This window comes from Actinomycetospora aurantiaca (assembly GCF_037401875.1).
Lineage (GTDB): Bacteria > Actinomycetota > Actinomycetes > Mycobacteriales > Pseudonocardiaceae > Actinomycetospora > Actinomycetospora aurantiaca.
The window spans coordinates 100,255-119,037 of sequence record NZ_JBBEGN010000017.1 but is presented as its reverse complement, the minus strand read 5'-3'; the positions used below and the strand labels follow the sequence as shown (position 1 = coordinate 119,037).

The following is an 18,783-nucleotide window of genomic DNA, read 5'->3' as shown; positions in this document are numbered from 1 at the left end:
CCGCGCGGGTGGACGTCCGGGGGGACCGGGCAAACGCCCGGTTGCTCCCCCTCGGCTCAGCGGTCGTCGGTCGGCGTGGGGTCGGCCGCGGCGCGGTCGTCCTCCGGGTCCTGATCGGCCGGGACCGTGTCGAGCGGCCGGTCGGCGCCCTCGGGCGGTTGGTCGTCGGGCGGCCGGTCGCCGGGCCGGGGGTCGTCGGACGGGGTGGTCATGGCGCCTCCTCACGGTGGGTGTGACGAGGGATGACCGCCGGACGTGGTCCGGCAACCGCCGGGAGCAGCGTCGTCACTTGCTGTGATTCCGCCCGACGCGGTGTACTGACGCATCGATCGCGGGCCCGCTCCACCCCGGGCGGCGGACCCGCGCACCGACCGTCCGAGCACCTCCCAGCACCTTCGCGCCCTGCCGCATGGAGTGAGCCGATGTCCGACGAGTCCGGGGCCATGCTGACCGAGGTGATCGACCTGCTCGAGCAGGTCGGCACCCAGCTCGACGCGCTGGACGGCGTCGGGGACGACGCCGGGATCGCCCGCGAGCGCTCGGTGGTCGCCGAGACCGGCGCCATGCACCGGGCCCGGGCGAGCCTCGCCCAGGACCGCGCCCAAGGGATGCGCGACGGCCTCGAGGGGGTGCGTCGCCGCGCCGTCGACGTCGCCGAGGAGCTGCGCCGTGCGCGCGCGGAACGCCGCGGCGAGGCGGTGACCCCGGTGACCCCGGCGGCCTGGTGGGAGCCGGTGGAGGCGGCGGGCGCGCACCTGGCCCAGGCCCGCCTCGACGACCCGGACGACGTCGACGAGTCCCTGCTCCTCGCCGCCCGCACGGCGGTCCCGACGGCGGCCGGAGCCGGGCTCGTGCGGTGCGACGAGCACGGCGGCCTCGTGAGCGTGCACCGGGACGACGCCGTCCTCGACGCCCTCGCGGCGCATGCCCGCGCCTCGGCGTCCGGACCGGGTCCCGAGGCACTGGAGCGAGCCGAGGTGCACGTCCCGGACCTGCACCGCGAGACGCGGTGGCCGGACCTCGCGCAGACGGCGGGCACGGTCGGGGTCGCCAGCGTGCTGGCCGTCCGGCTGACCCTCGAGGGGCAGGACCGCGGCCGCCACGGCGCGTCGCACGTGGCCCTCGTCCTCCACGCGCCACGCCCCCACGCCTTCGGGCTGACGGCCCGTGCCGCCGCGGGCCTGTTCGCCCGGCAGGCGGCCATCCTGTTCGCCGGGGCGCGGCGGGCGGCGAGCATCACCAGGGCGCTCGAGAGCCGGGACGTCATCGGGCAGGCCAAGGGCATCCTGGTCGCGCGGGACGGGATCACCCCCGAGGAGGCGTTCACGCGCCTGACGGAGGCCTCGCAGTCGTCGAACCTGAAGCTCCGCGACGTCGCGGTCTGGTTGGTCGAGCAGTCGCGCGCCGAACACCCGGCGGTCCGGGCCGACGGAGCCGACGGTCCGGGACGCTGAGGGGCTCAGGCGCGCAGGGTGCGGCTCGGTGAGACCCCGAAGGTCTCGCGGTACATCGTCGCGAACCGGCCCGGGTTGGCGAAGCCCCACCGCGAGGCGATCCCGGCGACGGTGTCGCCGCGGGTCGGGTCCGCGGCCTGCAGGTCGTGGTGGGCGCGGGTCAGGCGCACCTGACGCAGGTACCCCATCGGGGACCCGCCCCGGTACCGGTTGAAGGCCAGCTGCAGCGCGCGCGGCCCGACCCTGGCAGCGCCGGCGATCTCGTCGAGGGTGACCTCGTCACCGGCGTGCGACTCGATGTAGTCCACCGCCCGCCGCAGCGCCGCGGGCTCGGCGGCGGTCCGGGCGCCGGGGTGCGGCGGGACGAGCGCGGCCACCAGGTGCCTCGCCGTGGCGGGCACCGGCTCGTCGAGCGCGGCCGCCGCCTCGAGGAGCACCTCGAACGCCTCGTCCGGGCCCACGCCGAGGTGGCGGGCGAGCACGGACCGGACCCCGGCGACGTCGGGCACGGGATCGGGGTCGCCGTCGCCCAGCACCCGCTCGAGGTGGGTGGCGATCCGGTCGACGACGGCACGGGTGGCCGGGTCGAGGACCCGCGGCTCCCGCCAGCCGACCATGAGCACGGCACCGCAGACGTCCACCGCGCGGAACGCGTGCAGACCGGCCGCCCGCACGGTCGCGGCCAGGCCGGGCAGGTCGTCGGCGTCACCGGGGAGCTCGACCGCGGCCGCCCCCGCCGCCACGGCCCGTCGGCACTGCTCGTCGAGGGCGGCGAGGCTCCCGGGCGGGAGCGCACCGGCGCTCGGGCCACCGGCCGCCCCGAGGAGCAGCCGCACCCACGTCGCCCCCGGGAGGACACGGCGCGCGAGCTCGACCACCCGGGCCGGCCGGTCCTCGGCGGGTGCGCTCCGCAGGGTCTCCGACACCGTGTGCACGGCGGCGAGCTCCGCGTTCTCGCCGGGCGTCGGCGCCCACCCGGCCAGTCCGTGCGCGGTGCGGATCGCCAGCCTCGACTGGACCGCCATGTCGCGCGCCCGCCGTCGCACCTCCGCGAGCTCCTGGCGGACCCGCTGGGCCTCCCCGCGCGCGAGATGCGCGCGGCCCTGCCGGATCGCGCGGTTCTCCTGGGCCGACGCGTCCTCGCCGGCGAGCTGGTCGAAGGCCTCGAGGCGCCCCGACACCGTCTCGAGCAGCTCCAGGAGACGGGCCAGCTCCTCGTCGATCCCGTGACTCACGGCGCATCGTCCTTCCCGGGTGCGTGCGGTCGGCGGCCTCTCAGGCCGGGGCGGTGTCGGTCTGGTCCATCAGGATGATCGCGCCGTCGGGCCGGCCCTCCCGGCCGAGCAGCGGCGAGACACCGATCGCGAGCCGGACCGTGCGCCCGCGGCGGTTGATCGCCTCCACCCGGAGCGGGTCCTCCCGCGGCGGCTCCTCGTGCAGGACGTCGCGGACCAGCGGGCGGACCCGGTCGGTGGCCAGGCCGATGTCGAGGTTGAGCAGGTGCCGGCCGACGGCCTCGTCCGGGCGGAGCCCCCAGAGATCCTCGGCCTGCCCGTTCCAGGCCTGCACCACGAGCTCGCCGTCCACCACGACGACGGCCGTGCGCAGGCTCCCGAGCACCGCGCCCAGGAAGTCGTTGGCGTGGTCGAGCTGGGCGGTGCGCTCCCGCAGCTCGTCGTTCATCGACTGCAGTTCGTCGTTGGTGGACTGCAGTTCCTCGTTCGTCGTCTCCAGCTCCTCGACCGTCGACTGGAGCTCCTCGTTCGTCGTCTCCAACTCCTCGACGGTCGACTGCAGTTCCTCGTTCGTCGTCTCCAGCTCCTCGACGGTGGACTGCAGCTCCTCGTAGGCCGTCTCGACCTGACGGTGCGCTGCCTGCAGCTCACCGGTCATCCGCCGGTAGCGCGTGACGTCGGTGAAGAAGAGCGCGACCGCGACCCCGTCGTCCGCCTGCCCCTGCAGCGGGACGATCTGGATGTCGAAGTACAGCGTCTCCGACGACGACCGCGAGAACTCCGCCTCGTGCTGCCACAGCGAGGTCCGGTTGCGGCGGACGTCCTCGTAGGAGGAGCGCAGGCCCGCGATGCGGTGGCACAGCTCGAGCTCGGTGAAGCGGCGGCCGATCTCGCGGGTCGTGATCCCGAGCTGCGCCTCCGCCCGCCGGTTCGCCTTCGAGACGATCTCCTCCGGCGTGATGACGAGCGTCGCGAGCGGGCTGTGCAGGAGGGCCTCGTCCTCGAGCCAGCCCTCGACCCGGGGTTCCGCCGCCGGCGACCGCGTGAGGGTGCTCATCGCCCGGCCCGAGGGATCCACCTGCTCCGCCTTGCGGAAGAACCGCCGCTTGAGGTCGACCGGGAGGAACAGCCGGCCGTGGCTGAGCAGCATCTCGGCCTTGCCGAGGAACAGCACCCCGGCGGTGTTGAGCGCGAAGTGGAACCGCCGCAGCACCCGCGCCTGGGTCTCGGCGTTCAGGTACATCAGCGTGTTGCGGCAGACGAGCAGGTCGAGGCGGCCGATGGGAGCGTCCTGGACGAGGTCGTTGCGCCCGAAGATCACCGAGCGACGCAGGTCGCTGCGGAAGGTCCAGCGGGACCCCGCCCGCTCGAAGTACCGCTCCCGCCAGCCCGACGGCAGGGTCTGCAGTTCCTTGTCAGTGTAGGTCGCCTGCCGCGCGGTCGCCAGGGCGTCCTCGTCGACGTCGGTGGCGTACACCTTCACCCGGGCGCGGAACTCCTCGATGCCGAGCGCCTCGGCGAACACCATCGCCAGGCCGTAGGCCTCCTCGCCGCTCGCGCACCCGGCCGACCACACCCGCACCGAGTCCCCGCGTGACTTGGGCGCCAGGATCCCGGGCACGACCTGCTCGGCGAGCTCCCGCCAGGCCTCCGGGTCCCGCAGGAAACCGGTGACGTTGATGAGCACGGTGTTGAAGAGCTGGGTGAACTCCTCGGTGTCCACCTGCAGCACGTCGAGGTACTCCGCGAACGTGGACACCCCGACCTGCTGCATGCGGCGGACGACCCGGCGCTGGACGCTCGACCGCTTGTAGCCGGTGAAGTCGAAGCCCCGGCTCTCCTTGAGGAACGTCAGGACCGCCTCGAACTCCGCCCCCTGCGCCGGGTCGAGCAGGGCCGCCGATGCCGCTCCGTCCAGGTGGTCCCCGGGGTCCAGGTGGTCCCCGTGGTCCCCGTGGTCCCCGTGGTCCCCGTGGTCCCCGTGGTCCTCGGGGTCGTCGCCGGTCACTCCGTGCCTCCGTCCTCCTGCGACGCGATCAGGTCACGCACGACGGCCGCCGAGGTGAGTGCGTCCTGGGCAGTCTCGCGCGCGCGGCGGGCGGTGTGCGAGGCCCCCTGCCCGTCGGCCCGGCCGGCGATCCGGTGGTGCAGGGCGGCCTTCTCCTCCAGGGCGCGCAGGGCGATGTCCAGCGCCCGCTCGATCTGGCCGTCCTGCCCGGCGCGCAGGCTCTCCTGGGACCAGGCGTGCCCGATGCGGCAGCGGTACCGCAGGAGGTGCTCGTCGCCCATCGCGTAGAGCGGCCCCTGGCAGTCCGGGCAGGACAGTCCCGCGGCCTGCCCGAAGGGTTCGGACTCCAGGGCGCGCTCACCACGGGCCACGTCCACCTCGAACTCCAGGCGGGGGCCTGCCACCCGTCGGGTCTGCAGCGACGGGCGGGCCACCAACGCCGTCAGCAGGTCGGCCAGGCCGGCGGCGGCCCGCACCAGCGCTCCCGGCACCTGCACGAGGGCCGCGGAGGGCATCGCCGGCGCGGCGGCGTCGTCGGGGTCCTGCACGACCGCCGTCCCACCGTGCCGGACGACGTCGAGCAGCCCCGCCGCCCCGTCGTCGAGCATGCCGGAGAGCACGACGCCGACGGCGTCGGTGCCCGCGTGCAGCGCCAGGGAGCGGAAGAGCGGGTCGACGGCGGGCCGGTGCCCGTTCTCCCGGGGGCCGCGCGGCACCCGGAGCGTGCCCTTCTCGATCAGCAGGTGGTGCCCGGGGACGGCGACGTGGACCCGCCCGGGTTCGACGGGCTCGCCGTCCCGCGCAGGGGCGACCGGCAGGGGGCACCGCCGGTCGAGCAGCTCGGCGAGCCGGCCGGGAGCGGTGTCGGACTGGTGGACCACGACGAGGACGGCCGCCCCGAAGTCCGCGGGCAGCCCGGCCAGCACGACACGCAGCGCCTCGATCCCGCCGGCCGAGGCACCGATGCCCACGACCCGGGGTGCTTCGGCCTCCGCCACGCGTCAGCGTCCCGGGGACGGGTGCGACGGGGTGGTCATGGGGACTCCTCGGGCTCGGCGACGGTCGGGCGTCGTGCCGGGCTGGAGCGGGTCAACCCGGATGCCGTGGTACCACGCCCGACCGGTGCGGGGGAAACCCGACCCTCAGAAGTCACGGGCGATCTCGTGCGGCATCCCCCGGGTGACCCGCCGCAACTGGATCCGCCGCGACAACCGGATGGCGGGGCGGATGCCGAGCTGGACGCTGCCGATCACGAACAGCGTGACCCCGAGGTTGAACAGTTCGTGCCAGTAGAAGGCCACGCTGCCGACCGTGAAGAAGACGGCGATCCCGATCTCGTTGATGATGCTCAGCAGCTCGTAGCGCTGCCGGAGCACGATCTCCTGGTCGCCGAGGGTCAGCGTGATGGCGCTGCCCCCACTGCCGTCGGGATCGTCGTCGGTGGTCCGGGTCTGCGACATGGCCGCAGCTACCCGACCGGGGTCCGCCTCACACGGATGTCACGTACGTGAGCGGCCGAACAGCCGACCGCCGAACAGGCCCCGGCGTGCGCGGCGGCCGGGCGCCACGCGAGGGGCGACCGGCTGCCCCAGGGCGAACCGGACGAGCTCCTCGTTCCCGGTCGCCGTCCACACCCCGTCGGGCCCGGTGAGCGTGTCCTCGAAGCCGATGCGGGTGTCCAACCCCTGCCGACGGGCGTACTCCAGCACCGGCCAGGCACCGTCCTCCTCGCCGTGCAGCAGCACCGGCACATCCATCGGCCGCAGCTCCCGCAGCAGCCGCACGGCCTCGACGACCGCGTTGTCCGGGTCGGTGACGGTCACCTCGACCGCCACCCGCACCGTGTTCACCGGGATCCCGACCACGCGCAGCTGGACCGCGTCGACGGTCGTCCACACCCCCAGCTCGATCCCGAGCCCCACCGAGGCCACCGCCTCGCAGACCGACTCCCAGCCCTGCTCGTGGACGCTGACCGCGACGACGTCGGGCCGGACCTCACGGGGCAGGCGCGCCCACTCCTGCACCAGCTGCGTGCGGCGGAAGGCGTTCGGCTCCACCCAGCGGGCCAGCGGGATGGCGACCTCCAGCGACGGCGCGGCCCGGCGGATGGCGCCGACGGTCTCCGCGACGACCTGCGGCTCGAGGCTCTCCCGTCGCTGGGCGTCCCGCGGGTGGACGTGGACGCTGCGCACGCCGAGCGCGGCGACGGCGGCCGCGTCGCGCGCGAGGGCCGCGGGCGTGCTCGGCAGCGCCGGGGTCACGCCCTCGGGGCGCGACCCGTTGGGGCAGCACTGCAGCACCGCGCGGCCCCCCTTCGTGACGTCGGGTCGGAGCCATCCTCGCACCGGGGCGCGAGCGCGTGCGGCGGGCGACAGGTCCGAAGACACGAAAGCGCGGTGCCCCCGACCGGGGACACCGCGCGTTCCGCACGACCTGGCCGCTCAGCGCAGGCCCGCGACCTCCTGGGCGAGGGCGGCGTGACGGGTCTGGGCCGCCGACACCACGCTGCTGCGGTTCTTGTGGGCCTCCTCGTAGTGGATGACCTTGTTGAGGTCGTCCACCGAGCGCAGCTCCTTGGCCGCGTTCGCAGCCGCCGAGGCGCTCAGGGAGTCGTAGTCCGCGATCGGCAGCTCGGAGGACTCCAGGCTGCCGAGCCGGGCGCGCGCGTCGTGCACGGAGCGGGCCGCCTCGGCGTCCCCCTGCGCCCGGGCGACCTGCTCGGCGCGCTGCAGCGAGGCGTCACGACCGGTGACGAGCACGTCCCGGGCATTCTCGCTGAACTGCGCGGCCTTGCCGGCCACCTCGGACACGCCCGCGCGGACCTCCTCGCCGGTGCGCTGCACGCGGCCGAAGGCACGGTTGACCTGCTCCCGGGCGAACCGCACCGGGTAGTTCACGGCCCGGGTGACGCCCCCCGCGACGGCCTGGACCGGCGTCGGGCGCAGGGCCGTCGGACCGCCCAGCGCGTGCTCGGCGAGCACCGTGGTCAGCCAGGCGACCGTGGCGTCGTGCGCCTCGATGAGGCGGTCGGCGAGCGCACGCACGCCGTTGTCGTGCGCGGCCTCGGCGAGGGCGCGCAGGTACGTGGCGCGGTCGTGCAGCTGGTGCTCGAGCATCAGGTCGCCGAGCAGGGCCTCCTCGACGGGCTCGGCCTGCTCGAAGGTGCCCTTGACGAAGGCACCCACGCGGCCGACCAGCGGCGAGACGACATCGGCGAACCCACCGAGGCGCTGCAGCTCGCGGGTGATCTCCGCGGTCCGCCCCTCGGCGTTGTCGGCGTTCTCGGAGAGCTCACGGCGGACGGCGTCCGTGCGGGCCTGGGCGACCCGGATGCGGGCGACCTGGGCCTCGGTCTGCGTGAGCTGCAGCAGGGACCGGAGCTGACCGATCATGGCGGCGTTCGAAGTCATCGATCTCCTTCGATCGTCGGAGGTGCGAACGGGCCGCCGGTGCGTCGACTCCACTCTCCGACGGCACCCTTGGGATGCCCGCGCGCCCGTCCCTCGATGGGGCGGCGGTGAGCCGTCTCACTCACCAGCCGGGGTCACGGACCGCTGACCGTCGTCGATGCGCCCAGCGCCGCCCGGCACCGGGCGACCAGGTCGCCCACGAGGCCCGACAGCCAGGGCGTCCACACCCCCGGGCCGGTGCCGACCGCGTCCACCTCGGCGAGCACGGCGAGGATCTCGAGCAGCACCGGGTCGTCGTCGAGCGCGTCGAGGACCCGCCGCACCGTCGCGGGGTCCTCGGGGTCGTCCCGGCGCGCCGTGCGCGGCAGCAGCCGCTGGTGGCGGACCACCGCCGCGAGGGTCGCGACGTCGGGCGCGGGCAGGCCGAGGCGCCGACCGACGTGTCCGGCGAGGGTCGCGCCGACGGCCCCGGGATCGTCGCCCCGTCCCTCGCCGAGGCCGTGGACGAGCGCTCCGAGCAGGAGCAGGTCGGGGCGGGGGACGCGCGCCGCGGCGCCCGATGCTCCCCGCGTCACCTCGAGCAGGTGGCGACCGACGGTCCACACGTGTCGCCGGTCGGCCGGCGGCAGGTCGCGCACCGCGCCCCACTCCGGCAGCAGCCGGCCCCACAGGCCGGCACGGTCCAGCGCCTCCACCACGTCGACCAGCGAGTCCCGGGCCCCGAGCAGGGTCAGCAGCTCGCGGCGGGCCTCCTCCGGCCACGGCTCGCGCAGCTCGGGCGCGGCGTCGGCCAGGCGGCGCAGGGCGGCTGGTGCCATCGGGAGCCCCGTGCGGGCGGCGGCGGCCGCCAGCCGCAGGACGAGCACCGGGTCGCGCGCGACCCGTGCCCGGAGGGCCAGCGTGACCTCCCCCGCGCGCTCGACGACGCCGTCGGCCGGCACGCGGCGGGCCGGCGCCGCGCCGCGCCGGGCCGGGCGCAGGACCCGGAGCGCCGTCTCCACCGCGTGCACCACCGTCCGGGCCGCCCCGGAGTACGCGCGGACGACGTCGTGCCGGCCGGCGAACGGGGCGTCGCCGGTCGCGAGCTCGCGGGCGTCGTCGACGCGCAGGACGTCGCGCGCGCGGCCGGCGCGGCGGTGCAGGTCGGTGCGCAGGTCGAGCAGGGTGCTCCGGGCCGCGCGGACCCCGGGCGCGGGCGTGGGCGTCCCCGCGACGGCCAGCGCGTCCAGCAGGGCGACGTCGCGCAGGCCGCCGCGGCCGTCCCGCAGGTCCGGTTCGAGGCGGTGCGCCACGTCCCCGGCGCGGTCCCAGCGCGTCCGGGTCAGGTCGACCAGGTCGGCGGCCCGATCCGCCGCGCCGGCCCGCCAGGCCCGGCGTGCCGCGGCCGCGAGCCGTCCGGCCGGCTCGGGGTCCCCGGCGACCAGCCGGACCTCGAGCAGGCCGAGGGCGACCCGGAGGTCGGCGAGCGAGGCCTCCACGGCCTCCCCGACGGTGCGCACGGCCGGTCCCGGGCCCAGGTCGGCCTCCGCGAGGTGCGCGGCGAGCGCGTCCGCGATCCGGTCCGCGGCGGGGCCGGCGCCGTCGTGCACGAGCAGCAGGTCCAGGCCGGACCAGGGCGCGAGGTCCCGGCGCCCGAGGGAACCGATCGCGACGAGCGCGGTGCCCGGCCCGAGCCCGAGCGACGCGCTGCGCGTGGCGAGCCAGAGGTCGTGCAGGTCGACCAGGGCGGCCCGCAGCGCCGCCGGCCCGAGACGACGGGCGCCCGGCGGGGGCGCGAGCAGGGCGGCGCGCGCCCGGAGCAGGTCCGACGCGGGGTCGCCGGTCCGCGGCGGCGTGGTGGGGTGGGACCAGGCTCCGACCATCCGGTCCTCTCGTCGGGAGGTCGGGAAAGACGTACGGGTCGGACCCGCCCGCGGTGGGGCGGATCCGACCCGGTGAGGACGGCGGGTCAGGCCTCCGTCTTCGTGGCGAGCGGGGTGGCGGTCGCCGTGGTGCCCGCACCGTTGCCCGACACGGTCCGGCCGCTGGTCATGCCGGAGTAGTCGTAGCCCACCTCGGCGTGCTCCGACTCGTCGATGCCGACCGACTCGGCCTCGCTCTCGATGCGCAGGCCCATCGTGGCCTTGACGAGCAGCGCGATGACCGCCGTCAGGATCCCGCTGTAGACGATGACCGCGAGCGCCGCGACGGCCTGGATGCCGAGCTGGCCCCAGCCGCCGCCGTAGAAGACGCCACCGGCGCCTGCCGGGGAGCCGTCCCAGGCGAAGAAGCCGATCAGCAGCGTGCCGACGAGCCCGCCGATCAGGTGGACGCCGACGACGTCGAACGCGTCGTCGAACCCGAAGCGGTACTTCAGCCCGACGCCGAACGCGCACGCGAGCCCGGCGATGAAGCCGATCGCCATCGCGCCGAGCGGGGTGACCGCGGCGCAGGCCGGGGTGATCGCGACCAGGCCCGCGACGATGCCGGAGGCCGCCCCGAGCGAGGTGGGCTTGCCGTCCCTGACCTGCTCGATGATCAGCCAGCCGCAGATCGCGGTGCAGGTGGCGACCACGGTGTTGAGGAACGCGTACGAGGCGGCGTAGCCCGCGACCGCGGCGGAGCCGGCGTTGAAGCCGAACCAGCCGAACCACAGCATGCCCGCGCCGAGCATCACCAGCGTCAGGTTGTGCGGGCGGGGCGAGTCGTTCGGCCAGCCCTTGCGCTTGCCCAGAATGAGCGCGAGGACGAGGGCGGCCGTGCCCGCGTTGATGTGCACGGCGGTGCCGCCCGCGAAGTCGACGGCGCCGAGCCCGCTGGCGATCCACCCGGCGTCGAGGTCGAAGACCCAGTGCGCGATCGGGAAGTAGACCAGCAGCGCCCAGAGCAGCGAGAAGACCATCCAGGAGTTGAACTTCATCCGGTTGGCCACGGCGCCGGCGATCAGGCCCACGGTGAGGATCGCGAACATGGCCTGGAAGGCCGCGAACGCGACGTCGGGCAGGCCGTCGGTCTGCACCGACTCGGAGAGCAGGCTCGAGAGCATGAAGTACTGGGCGGGGTTGCCGAACCACCCGCCGAGGGTGTTGTCGCCGAAGGCGACCGAGTAGCCGACGATCACCCAGAGGACGCCGACCGTGGCGAACGTGGAGAAGACCATCATCATCATGTTGAGCACGCTCTTGGAGTGCGCCTGCCCGCCGTAGAACAGGGCCAGGCCCGGCACCATGAGCAGGACCAGCGCGGCGCTGGTCAACATCCAGGCGATCGTTCCGCTATCGAGTTCCACGACCGGCCGATTCCCTTCCTTCACCGGACAATTCGGCCGGAACCATCGCGGCGGGACGTTGCAGGCAATCACCCCGCGTGGGTCGGGGGTGTTACGTCCGGCCCGGTCGGATGACGTCCTCGTGACACGGCCGGGTGACCGGGTCGAGGTGTCGACCCGCCCCGTCGTCGGGAAAGGGGAGGTCGTGCCTCCGATCCATCCCGACAGCCTCGGCGGCCCGAGCCGTGTCCTGCGCTGGATGGCCGGCATGGGCCTGATGACCGTCAGCTACCTGCGGGACCGCCACCTCATCGTGCGGTCCGAGGAGCCCGGCGACGACGCGGACCTGCCCGCCACCGTGCCCGCGGACCTCTCCGACGACCGCGTGCAGCACCAGGAGCACGGTCGCGGCCCGCTGTTCCACCGCCGCTTCACAGTGCTCGTCGACGGGGCGACGACCGACGCGACCGGGTTGATGACGCTGGTCCGGGGCGATCTGGAGAAGCTGCTGCCGAAGGAGGTCGCGGCGGTGACGCCGCACGGCGACGGCACGCCGCCGAAGCCCGGGGACGAGTTCGTCGTCCGGATGCCGGGGCCGTGGGACGGGCCGGTGCGCGTGATCTCCAGCGACGACACCCACCTGCGGCTCACCACCCTCGACGGGCACCTCGAGGCCGGGCAGATCGAGTTCCGGGCGGACGACGAGGCCGAGGGGCTGCGGTTCACCATCGAGACCTGGGCCCGGCCCGCGTCGCCGATGCTCGACCTGCTCTTCACCCACCTGCGGGTCGCGAAGGAGATGCAGCTGTTCATGTGGGTCCGCGCGTGCCTCGCGGCGGCGAAGCTCGCCGGCGGCCGACCCCACGGGCACGTCTACGCACACACCCGACGGGTGCGGGCCTCGGAGGGTCGCGAGCGCGCCTGAGGACTACCGTCGCCGTATGACGACGGAGACGGAGCGCAGCGGAGCTCGACCCTCGGTCGGGGCCACCACCACCGAGCACGACGTCAAGCCTCGCAGCCGGGACGTCACCGACGGCCTGGAGCGGGCCGCGGCGCGCGGCATGCTGCGGGCGGTCGGGATGACCGACGACGACTTCTCGAAGCCGCAGATCGGGGTGGCCTCGTCGTGGAACGAGATCACCCCGTGCAACCTGTCGCTGGACCGCCTCGCGGACGCCTCGAAGCAGGGCGTGCACGCCGCCGGCGGGTTCCCGATGGAGTTCGGCACGATCTCGGTCTCCGACGGCATCTCCATGGGCCACGAGGGGATGCACTACTCGCTGGTCTCGCGCGAGATCATCGCGGACTCGGTGGAGACGGTCGTGCAGGCCGAGCGGCTGGACGGGACAATCCTGCTGGCCGGGTGCGACAAGTCGCTGCCCGGCATGCTCATGGCCGCGGCCCGGCTGGATCTCGCGGCGGTGTTCATCTACGCGGGCTCGATCATGCCGGGTCACGTGGACGGCAAGGAGGTGTCGATCATCGACGCCTTCGAGGCGGTCGGGGCGTGCGCCCGCGGGCTGATCACCCGCGAGAAGGTCGACGAGATCGAGCGCGCGATCTGTCCCGGTGAGGGCGCCTGCGGCGGGATGTACACCGCGAACACGATGGCCTCCGCCGCCGAGGCGATGGGGATGTCGCTGCCCGGGTCGGCGTCGCCGCCCTCGGCCGACCGTCGTCGGGACGGGTTCGCCCGGGCCTCCGGCGAGGCCGTGGTGGGGATGCTGCAGCGCGGGCACACCGCCCGGGACATCATCACGCGCGAGTCGCTGGAGAACGCGATCGCCGTGGTCATGGCGTTCGGCGGCTCCACGAACGCGGTGCTGCACCTGCTCGCGATCGCCCGCGAGGCCGGGGTGCCGCTGACCCTGGACGACTTCAACCGGATCGGCGACCGCGTCCCGCACCTCGCCGACGTCAAGCCGTTCGGCCGCTGGATGATGAACACCGTCGACCGGGTCGGGGGCGTCCCCGTCGTCATGAAGGCCCTGCTCGACGCCGGGCTGATCCACGGCGACTGCCTGACGGTGACGGGTCGGACGGTGGCGGAGAACCTGGAGGCGCTGGAGCCGGCCGGGCTGGACGGGGAGATCCTGCGGCCGCTGACCGACCCGATCCACCCCACGGGCGGGCTGACGATCCTGCGCGGATCCCTGGCCCCCGACGGCGCGGTGGTGAAGTCGGCGGGCTTCGACTCGGCGTCGTTCGAGGGCACCGCGCGGGTGTTCGACGGCGAGGCCGGGGCGATGGAGGCGGTGTCGTCGAACGCGCTGAACGCCGGTGACGTCGTCGTGATCCGCCAGGAGGGTCCGCGCGGCGGACCGGGGATGCGCGAGATGCTCGCGGTCACCGGCGCCATCAAGGGGGCGGGGCTGGGCAAGGACGTCCTGCTGCTCACCGACGGCCGCTTCTCCGGCGGGACGACGGGGCTCTGCGTCGGCCACGTGGCGCCGGAGGCCGACCACGGCGGGCCGATCGCGTTCGTCCGCGAGGGCGACCGCATCCGTCTCGACCTCGCCGCGCGCACGCTGGACCTGCTGCTCGACGACGACGAGATGGCGGCCCGCCGCGAGGGGTGGACCGCTCCCCCGCCGAAGCACCGCACGGGCGTGCTGGGCAAGTACTCCCGCCTGGTCGGCTCCGCCGCCGAGGGCGCGGTGGTGGGGTTCGACTAGGCCTCGTCGGCGACCTGCGCGTTCGGCTCCTCCTCGTCGATGAGGGCCCGGCGCTGCTGCTCGCGGGTGCTGTAGGCCGCCTGCCGGACGGCGTCCGGGCTGGTGAGCCCCGAGCCGAGCGCGCCCGCGACGATCCCCATCGACCCGGAGAGCACGCCCAGGCGCAGGTAGCACCACGCCACCTCGGGCCAGGTGTCCGGCCCGGGCAGCAGGGCGGGCGGGATGACGAGGAGCGCGGCGAGGGTCGTGAAGATCATCAGCAGGGCGGCCATGCACGCCACGCCGAGCCCGATCGTCGCGGTGGTCGCCGCGTTGAACAGCGTCGCCTCCGACCGGTGCACCCGGGCGGCGGCGCGCTCCCACAGGCCGTTGTCGACGATCAGCCACACGGCCATCGCGGTGATCGCGATCGCCGCGACCACGCCCAGGCGCACCGGGGACAGGGCCGCGGCCAAGCCCCAGATGTTGGAGTAGAAGACGCCGAACGCCGCACCGGCGGCCGCCGCCGCCATCGCCTTCGACAGCGACGGCACGAGCCGCCACGGCCGGTTGGCGCGCACCAGCCCGCCGAGCAGCCGCAACGTCCCGCGCGTGCCCTGCAGCGCGAGGTGCGAGTCGATGCCCTCCTCCTCCGAGGCGATCCGGGCGATCGGCGGGGACAGGTGGCGACGGCGACGGGGGCCGTCGACCGGCTCGGCGGCCCGCGGGCCGATCAGGCCGTGCGCGACGAGGTCGACGACCGCGCGCCGCAGCCGGCGCCGCAGCCACACCGCGCCGAGCGCCGGCAGGGAGACCAGGCCGACGCCCTCGTCGGAGCCGTAGTCGGACACGAGCGGCTGCGTCCCGGCGCGGCGCGGCAGGTCGGTGACGAGCACGACGACGTCCCACCCGTGCTCCTGGCGCAGGCGGCTCCCGCGCCGCAGCATCGGCAGCAGTCCCTCGGCGTCCAGTCCGACCGGTCCGCCCGCCGTCTCGATCCGCCAGCGGTAGCCGGAGACCGCCCCGTCCAGGGCGTCCGGGAGGTCCTCGGCGACGCGGGCCACGAGGTCGCTCGCGAGGCCGGGATCGGCCAGCAGCCCGACGACGACCTCGCGGTGCGGGCCGTCGCCGGACCCGTCGGGCCCGGTGGCCTCCACGGACACCTCGTCGGTGACCGGGGTGCCGTCCGCGGGGGCGGTGCCGTCCGGGGTCAGGGCGGCCTCGTCCAGCGAGACCTCGTCGTCGGCGTGGCGGGAGGTGGGCGTATCGAGCGTCACGGCGCACTCCGGGGAACGTGGTGGTGCAGGAGTGCCCGCGTCGTTCTCGACGGGCTGTGGCCGGGGGTGTGCCCGCCGACACCGGGACGCACACGTCGCGATCGGGCGTGTGAGTCCACGCACGCCGGGGGTAGCCGCACGGCGGTTGACCTCCCAGCCGTCGAGATTCACGACGACGGGAGGACCCCGATGTCCATCGACCACGTCTCCGTCCCGCGGGCCGCCGGCTCGGGGCCGGCCCGCCGGGCCCTGGCCGACGCGACCGCGCAGGCCGCCGAGGTGCTGATGTCCACCCACCCCGCGGAAGTGGGCCGTGACCGGACACTGCTGCTCGCGCTGGCACGCGCCAAGGCGGCCGCCGAGTCGGGCGAGGACGGCACCGACGGCCGCGCGGCTGCGGCGATCCGCACGGCCAGCGCCCTGCTCGCCGCCGGGCAGAGCGAGGAGGCCTACCTCGCCGTGGACGCGGCCCGCAACCTGTTCCCGCGGCGCTGACCCGGGACCGGGAGGTCACCCGAGGGCGCCGAGGAACGCCTCCGTCCAGCGCGTCACGTCGTGCTCGGCCACCTGCGCGCCGAGCGCGGCCATCCGCCGTCGGGAGGCGTCCGACCCGACCTCCGCCACCGCGTCCGCGATCGCGGCCGCCACCCCGTCCAGGTCGTGGGGGTTGACCAGGCGTGCCTCGGTGAGCTCCTCGGCGGCGCCGGTGAACTCGGAGAGGACGAGGTCGCCGTCGTCGTCGGGCCGGGTCGCGACGTACTCCTTGGCCACCAGGTTCATGCCGTCGCGCAGCGGGGTCACGAGCGCGACGTCGGCGGCCAGGTAGAGAGCCGCGAGCTCGTCGGGCGGCAGCGACCGGTGGACGTAGTGGATCGCCGGCCGCCCGATGCCGGCGTGCTCGCCGTTGATCCGCCCGACCGTGCGCTCCACGTCCTCGCGGGTGCGGCGGTAGGCGTCGACGCGCTCGCGGCTGGGGGTGGCGACCTGCACGAGCACCGTCGTCGCGGGGTCGAGCCGGCCCGCGTCGAGCAGCTCGCCGAACGCCTCCAGGCGCACCCCGATGCCCTTGGTGTAGTCGAGCCGGTCCACCCCGAGCAGCACGGTCGTCGGGTCCCCGAGCTCGGCGCGCAGCGCGCGGGCACGTTCGGCGGTCGCCGGGTCCGCGCCGCGGCGGGCGAAGGCGGCGCTGTCGATGGAGATCGGGAAGGCGCCGACGCGGGTGGTGCGCCCGTCGAGGTGCACCTGCCCGCTCGCGGTCCGCAGGCCGATCGGGGCGTCGTCGACGTCGGCGCCGCACAGCCGCTCCGCGAGCCACCGGAAGTTGGTGGCCCCGCCGGGCGTGTGGAACCCGACCAGGTCCGCGCCGAGCAGACCGTCCACGACCTCCCGGCGCCACGGGAGCTGCCGGAACAGCTCGACCGGTGGGAACGGGATGTGCAGGAAGAAGCCGATGCGCAGGTCCGGGCGCAGCTCGCGCAGCATCCGCGGTACGAGCTGGAGCTGGTAGTCCTGCACCCACACGGTCGCGCCGTCGGACGCCACCGCCGCCGTCGCCTCGGCGAACCGCCGGTTGACGGCGCGGTGGGTCGCCCACCAGTCGCGGTCGAAGACGGGGGCGGCGACGAGGTCGTGGTAGAGGGGCCACAGGGTGGCGTTGGCCGCGCCCTCGTAGTGCGCGGCGATCTCGGCCTCGTCCAGCGGGACCGGGTGCAGCGTGACGTCCGGCCCGAGGGAGTCGTCGGCGAACGGCTCCGGGGCGGCGTCCGGCACGCCGGGCCACCCGACCCAGGCGGCTTGCCGGTCCGCGAGGGCGGGGGCGAGCGCGCTCACCAGACCGCCGGGCGCGGCCTGCCACCGCTCCTCGCCGTCGGACCCCCGGACGAGGTCGACGGGCAGGCGGTTGGCGACGACGACGAACTCGGGCACGGGCGGCGTCTACCCACGACCGCGGCAGGAGGACACGTGTCGCTGCCCGGCGAACCGGGCACCCGCGGTGACCAGGTTGACTTCCCAGCCGCCGATCGAACGACGGCTGGAGGCGCGATGACAGCCGCGACCGTGGCCCTGCGACAGTCCCGGATGGTGGACCGTCTGGCCGACGAGGGGATCACCGACGCCCGGGTGCTGGCGGCGATGGCCGCCGTCCCGCGGGAGCGCTTCGTGAGCTCCGAGCTCGCCGACGCGGCCTACGACGACACGCCGCTGCCCATCGGCGGCGGCCAGACGATCTCCGCGCCGTTCGTCGTGGCCCGCATGGTGGCCGCGCTGGAGCTCGTCGGGGGTGAGCGCGTCCTCGAGATCGGCACCGGCCACGGCTACGCCGCCGCCGTCCTCGCGGCCTGCGGCGCGGAGGTCGTGAGCGTCGAGTACGACGGCGAGCTGGCGGTCACCGCCCGCCGGTGCCTGGCCGCGGCCGGCGTCACCGGTGTCGAGGTGCGGCACGGCGACGGCGCCCTGGGCGCCCCGGACCGCGCGCCCTTCGAGGCGGTGTCGATGACCGCGACCGGCCCGCAGTTCCCGCCCGCCGTCCTCGACCAGGTCCGGCCCGACGGGGTGCTCGTCGGTCCCCTCGGCGAGGACCGCGACGGCGTGCTCGTGCGGCGGCAGCGGGGCCGCGAGGTGGCCCTGGGCCCGGTGCGCTTCGTCCCGCTGCGCGGGGCGGTGCCGTCGTGACCGGGCCCAACCCGTCGTCGGGAACGCTGTCGTTCGTCGGCACCGCGACGTGCCTGCTCGAGTGCGCGGGGATGCGCGTGCTCACCGACCCGAACTTCCTGCACCGCGGGCAGCGGGCGTGGCTCGGCCACGGTCTCGTCTCGACGCGCCTCACCGACCCCGCGTGGGAGCCCGAGGAGCTCACGCCGATCGACGCGGTGGTGCTCTCGCACCTGCACGGCGACCACTGGGACCGGGAGTCCCGACGACGGCTGCCGCGCTCGACGCCGATCGTCACCACCCGCCACGCCTCGAGACGGCTGCAGACCCGGCACGGCTTCCCGCGGGCGATCGGGTTGGCGACGTGGGAGTCGCACACCCTCGCGGGCCCGGACGGCGCCACGTGCACCGTCACCGCGCTGCCCGGGCGGCACGCGCTCGGCCCGGTCGAGCGCCTGCTGCCGCCGGTGATGGGCAGCCTGCTGGAGTTCCGCGCCCCCGGCGGCCGCACGGCGGCGCGCATCTACCTCTCCGGCGACACGCTCGTGTTCGACGGCCTGCGGGCGATCCGCGAGCACGTCGGCGAGGTGGACCGGGCGGTGCTGCACCTGGGCGGGACGACGCTGCCGGGCGGGATGATGGTGACGATGGACGGCCGGCAGGGCGCCGACGCGCTGGAGATCGTCGCGCCGCGGCGGGCCACCCCGGTGCACTACGACGACTACACCGTCTTCCGATCCCCGCTCGCCGACTTCGTCGCCGAGGTGGAACGGCGCGGCTGGGCGGACCGCGTGGACCTGGTCGCGCGGGGCGACACGATCCCGCTGTAGACGCCGTTTCCGC

General features: G+C 75.2%; 17 protein-coding genes. 6 read left to right on the top strand and 11 right to left on the bottom strand.

Annotation, left to right across the window (positions count from 1 at the left end; translation table 11 throughout):
* Positions 1–56 precede the first annotated feature (56 nt).
* Positions 57–212 (bottom strand): hypothetical protein, encoded by a 156-nt coding sequence (locus WCD74_RS24755; RefSeq protein WP_337697569.1) that lies wholly within the window; start codon positions 210–212, stop codon positions 57–59.
* Positions 213–422: 210 nt separating this feature from the next.
* Between WCD74_RS24755 and WCD74_RS24750 the strand changes: the two genes are divergently transcribed.
* A complete protein-coding gene (locus WCD74_RS24750; protein ID WP_337697568.1) occupies positions 423–1,454 on the top strand; it encodes an ANTAR domain-containing protein in 1,032 nt (343 codons plus the stop codon).
* Between the two features lie 5 nt (positions 1,455–1,459).
* On the opposite strand, the gene WCD74_RS24745 is transcribed toward WCD74_RS24750, so the two are convergent.
* The 8 genes from WCD74_RS24745 to WCD74_RS24710 all read right to left on the bottom strand — a co-directional run bounded on the left by WCD74_RS24745 (position 1,460) and on the right by WCD74_RS24710 (position 11,345).
* Positions 1,460–2,689, bottom strand: coding sequence for a helix-turn-helix transcriptional regulator (locus tag WCD74_RS24745; protein ID WP_337697567.1), 1,230 nt, complete (start codon positions 2,687–2,689; stop codon positions 1,460–1,462).
* A gap of 40 nt (positions 2,690–2,729) precedes the next feature.
* Positions 2,730–4,697, bottom strand: coding sequence for a CheR family methyltransferase (locus tag WCD74_RS24740; protein WP_337697566.1), 1,968 nt, complete (start codon positions 4,695–4,697; stop codon positions 2,730–2,732).
* Positions 4,694–5,695: a chemotaxis protein CheB gene (locus tag WCD74_RS24735; protein WP_337697565.1), complete on the bottom strand. Its 1,002-nt coding sequence runs from the start codon at positions 5,693–5,695 to the stop codon at positions 4,694–4,696. The genes WCD74_RS24740 and WCD74_RS24735 overlap by 4 nt, the downstream gene beginning before the upstream one ends.
* A gap of 144 nt (positions 5,696–5,839) precedes the next feature.
* Positions 5,840–6,157 (bottom strand): YrhK family protein, encoded by a 318-nt coding sequence (locus WCD74_RS24730; protein WP_337697564.1) that lies wholly within the window; start codon positions 6,155–6,157, stop codon positions 5,840–5,842.
* Between the two features lie 39 nt (positions 6,158–6,196).
* Positions 6,197–7,084 (bottom strand): 3-keto-5-aminohexanoate cleavage protein, encoded by an 888-nt coding sequence (locus WCD74_RS24725; RefSeq protein ID WP_337697563.1) that lies wholly within the window; start codon positions 7,082–7,084, stop codon positions 6,197–6,199.
* Positions 7,085–7,138: 54 nt separating this feature from the next.
* Positions 7,139–8,107, bottom strand: coding sequence for a ferritin-like domain-containing protein (locus WCD74_RS24720; RefSeq protein WP_337697562.1), 969 nt, complete (start codon positions 8,105–8,107; stop codon positions 7,139–7,141).
* A gap of 134 nt (positions 8,108–8,241) precedes the next feature.
* Positions 8,242–9,969 carry an HD domain-containing protein gene (locus WCD74_RS24715; protein ID WP_337697561.1) on the bottom strand — a complete coding sequence of 576 codons (1,728 nt, stop codon included), beginning with the start codon at positions 9,967–9,969 and terminating at the stop codon, positions 8,242–8,244.
* 86 nt (positions 9,970–10,055) lie between these two features.
* A complete protein-coding gene (locus tag WCD74_RS24710; protein WP_337697560.1) occupies positions 10,056–11,345 on the bottom strand; it encodes an ammonium transporter in 1,290 nt (429 codons plus the stop codon).
* Between the two features lie 214 nt (positions 11,346–11,559).
* Between WCD74_RS24710 and WCD74_RS24705 the strand changes: the two genes are divergently transcribed.
* Together WCD74_RS24705 and ilvD are read left to right on the top strand one after the other, a co-directional pair.
* A complete protein-coding gene (locus WCD74_RS24705) occupies positions 11,560–12,279 on the top strand; it encodes a DUF1990 family protein (protein WP_337697559.1) in 720 nt (239 codons plus the stop codon).
* 16 nt (positions 12,280–12,295) lie between these two features.
* Positions 12,296–14,032 carry a dihydroxy-acid dehydratase gene (ilvD, locus tag WCD74_RS24700; protein WP_337697558.1) on the top strand — a complete coding sequence of 579 codons (1,737 nt, stop codon included), beginning with the start codon at positions 12,296–12,298 and terminating at the stop codon, positions 14,030–14,032.
* Here the strand turns inward: ilvD and WCD74_RS24695 are convergent.
* Positions 14,029–15,288 (bottom strand): hypothetical protein, encoded by a 1,260-nt coding sequence (locus WCD74_RS24695; RefSeq protein ID WP_337697557.1) that lies wholly within the window; start codon positions 15,286–15,288, stop codon positions 14,029–14,031. The two genes, ilvD and WCD74_RS24695, sit on opposite strands and share 4 nt — an antisense overlap.
* Positions 15,289–15,477: 189 nt before the next feature.
* Between WCD74_RS24695 and WCD74_RS24690 the strand changes: the two genes are divergently transcribed.
* Positions 15,478–15,783, top strand: a complete 306-nt coding sequence (locus tag WCD74_RS24690; RefSeq protein WP_337697556.1) for a hypothetical protein — start codon at positions 15,478–15,480, stop codon at positions 15,781–15,783.
* Positions 15,784–15,798: 15 nt separating this feature from the next.
* Here WCD74_RS24690 and WCD74_RS24685 read toward each other — a convergent pair whose 3' ends face one another.
* Positions 15,799–17,214: an alpha,alpha-trehalose-phosphate synthase (UDP-forming) gene (locus WCD74_RS24685; protein WP_337697555.1), complete on the bottom strand. Its 1,416-nt coding sequence runs from the start codon at positions 17,212–17,214 to the stop codon at positions 15,799–15,801.
* 117 nt (positions 17,215–17,331) lie between these two features.
* On the opposite strand from WCD74_RS24685, the gene WCD74_RS24680 reads away from it, so the two are divergent.
* Complete coding sequence (locus tag WCD74_RS24680) at positions 17,332–17,961, top strand: protein-L-isoaspartate(D-aspartate) O-methyltransferase (RefSeq protein WP_337697554.1); 630 nt, start codon at positions 17,332–17,334, stop codon at positions 17,959–17,961.
* Positions 17,958–18,770, top strand: coding sequence for an MBL fold metallo-hydrolase (locus WCD74_RS24675; RefSeq protein WP_337697553.1), 813 nt, complete (start codon positions 17,958–17,960; stop codon positions 18,768–18,770). Before WCD74_RS24680 ends, WCD74_RS24675 begins: the two co-directional genes overlap by 4 nt.
* Positions 18,771–18,783: the final 13 nt, after the last annotated feature.

Bases quoted from the DNA above. Each gene is read 5' to 3' on its own strand.
- WCD74_RS24690 (WP_337697556.1), top strand. From the start codon at position 15,478: ATGTCCATCGACCACGTCTCCGTCCCGCGGGCCGCCGGCTCGGGGCCG.
- ilvD (WP_337697558.1), top strand. From the start codon at position 12,296: ATGACGACGGAGACGGAGCGCAGCGGAGCTCGACCCTCGGTCGGGGCC.
- WCD74_RS24720 (WP_337697562.1), bottom strand. From the start codon at position 8,107: ATGACTTCGAACGCCGCCATGATCGGTCAGCTCCGGTCCCTGCTGCAG.
- WCD74_RS24710 (WP_337697560.1), bottom strand. From the start codon at position 11,345: ATGTTGACCAGCGCCGCGCTGGTCCTGCTCATGGTGCCGGGCCTGGCC.
- WCD74_RS24715 (WP_337697561.1), bottom strand. From the start codon at position 9,969: ATGGTCGGAGCCTGGTCCCACCCCACCACGCCGCCGCGGACCGGCGAC.
- WCD74_RS24730 (WP_337697564.1), bottom strand. From the start codon at position 6,157: ATGTCGCAGACCCGGACCACCGACGACGATCCCGACGGCAGTGGGGGC.
- WCD74_RS24755 (WP_337697569.1), bottom strand. From the start codon at position 212: ATGACCACCCCGTCCGACGACCCCCGGCCCGGCGACCGGCCGCCCGAC.
- WCD74_RS24750 (WP_337697568.1), top strand. From the start codon at position 423: ATGTCCGACGAGTCCGGGGCCATGCTGACCGAGGTGATCGACCTGCTC.
- WCD74_RS24680 (WP_337697554.1), top strand. From the start codon at position 17,332: ATGACAGCCGCGACCGTGGCCCTGCGACAGTCCCGGATGGTGGACCGT.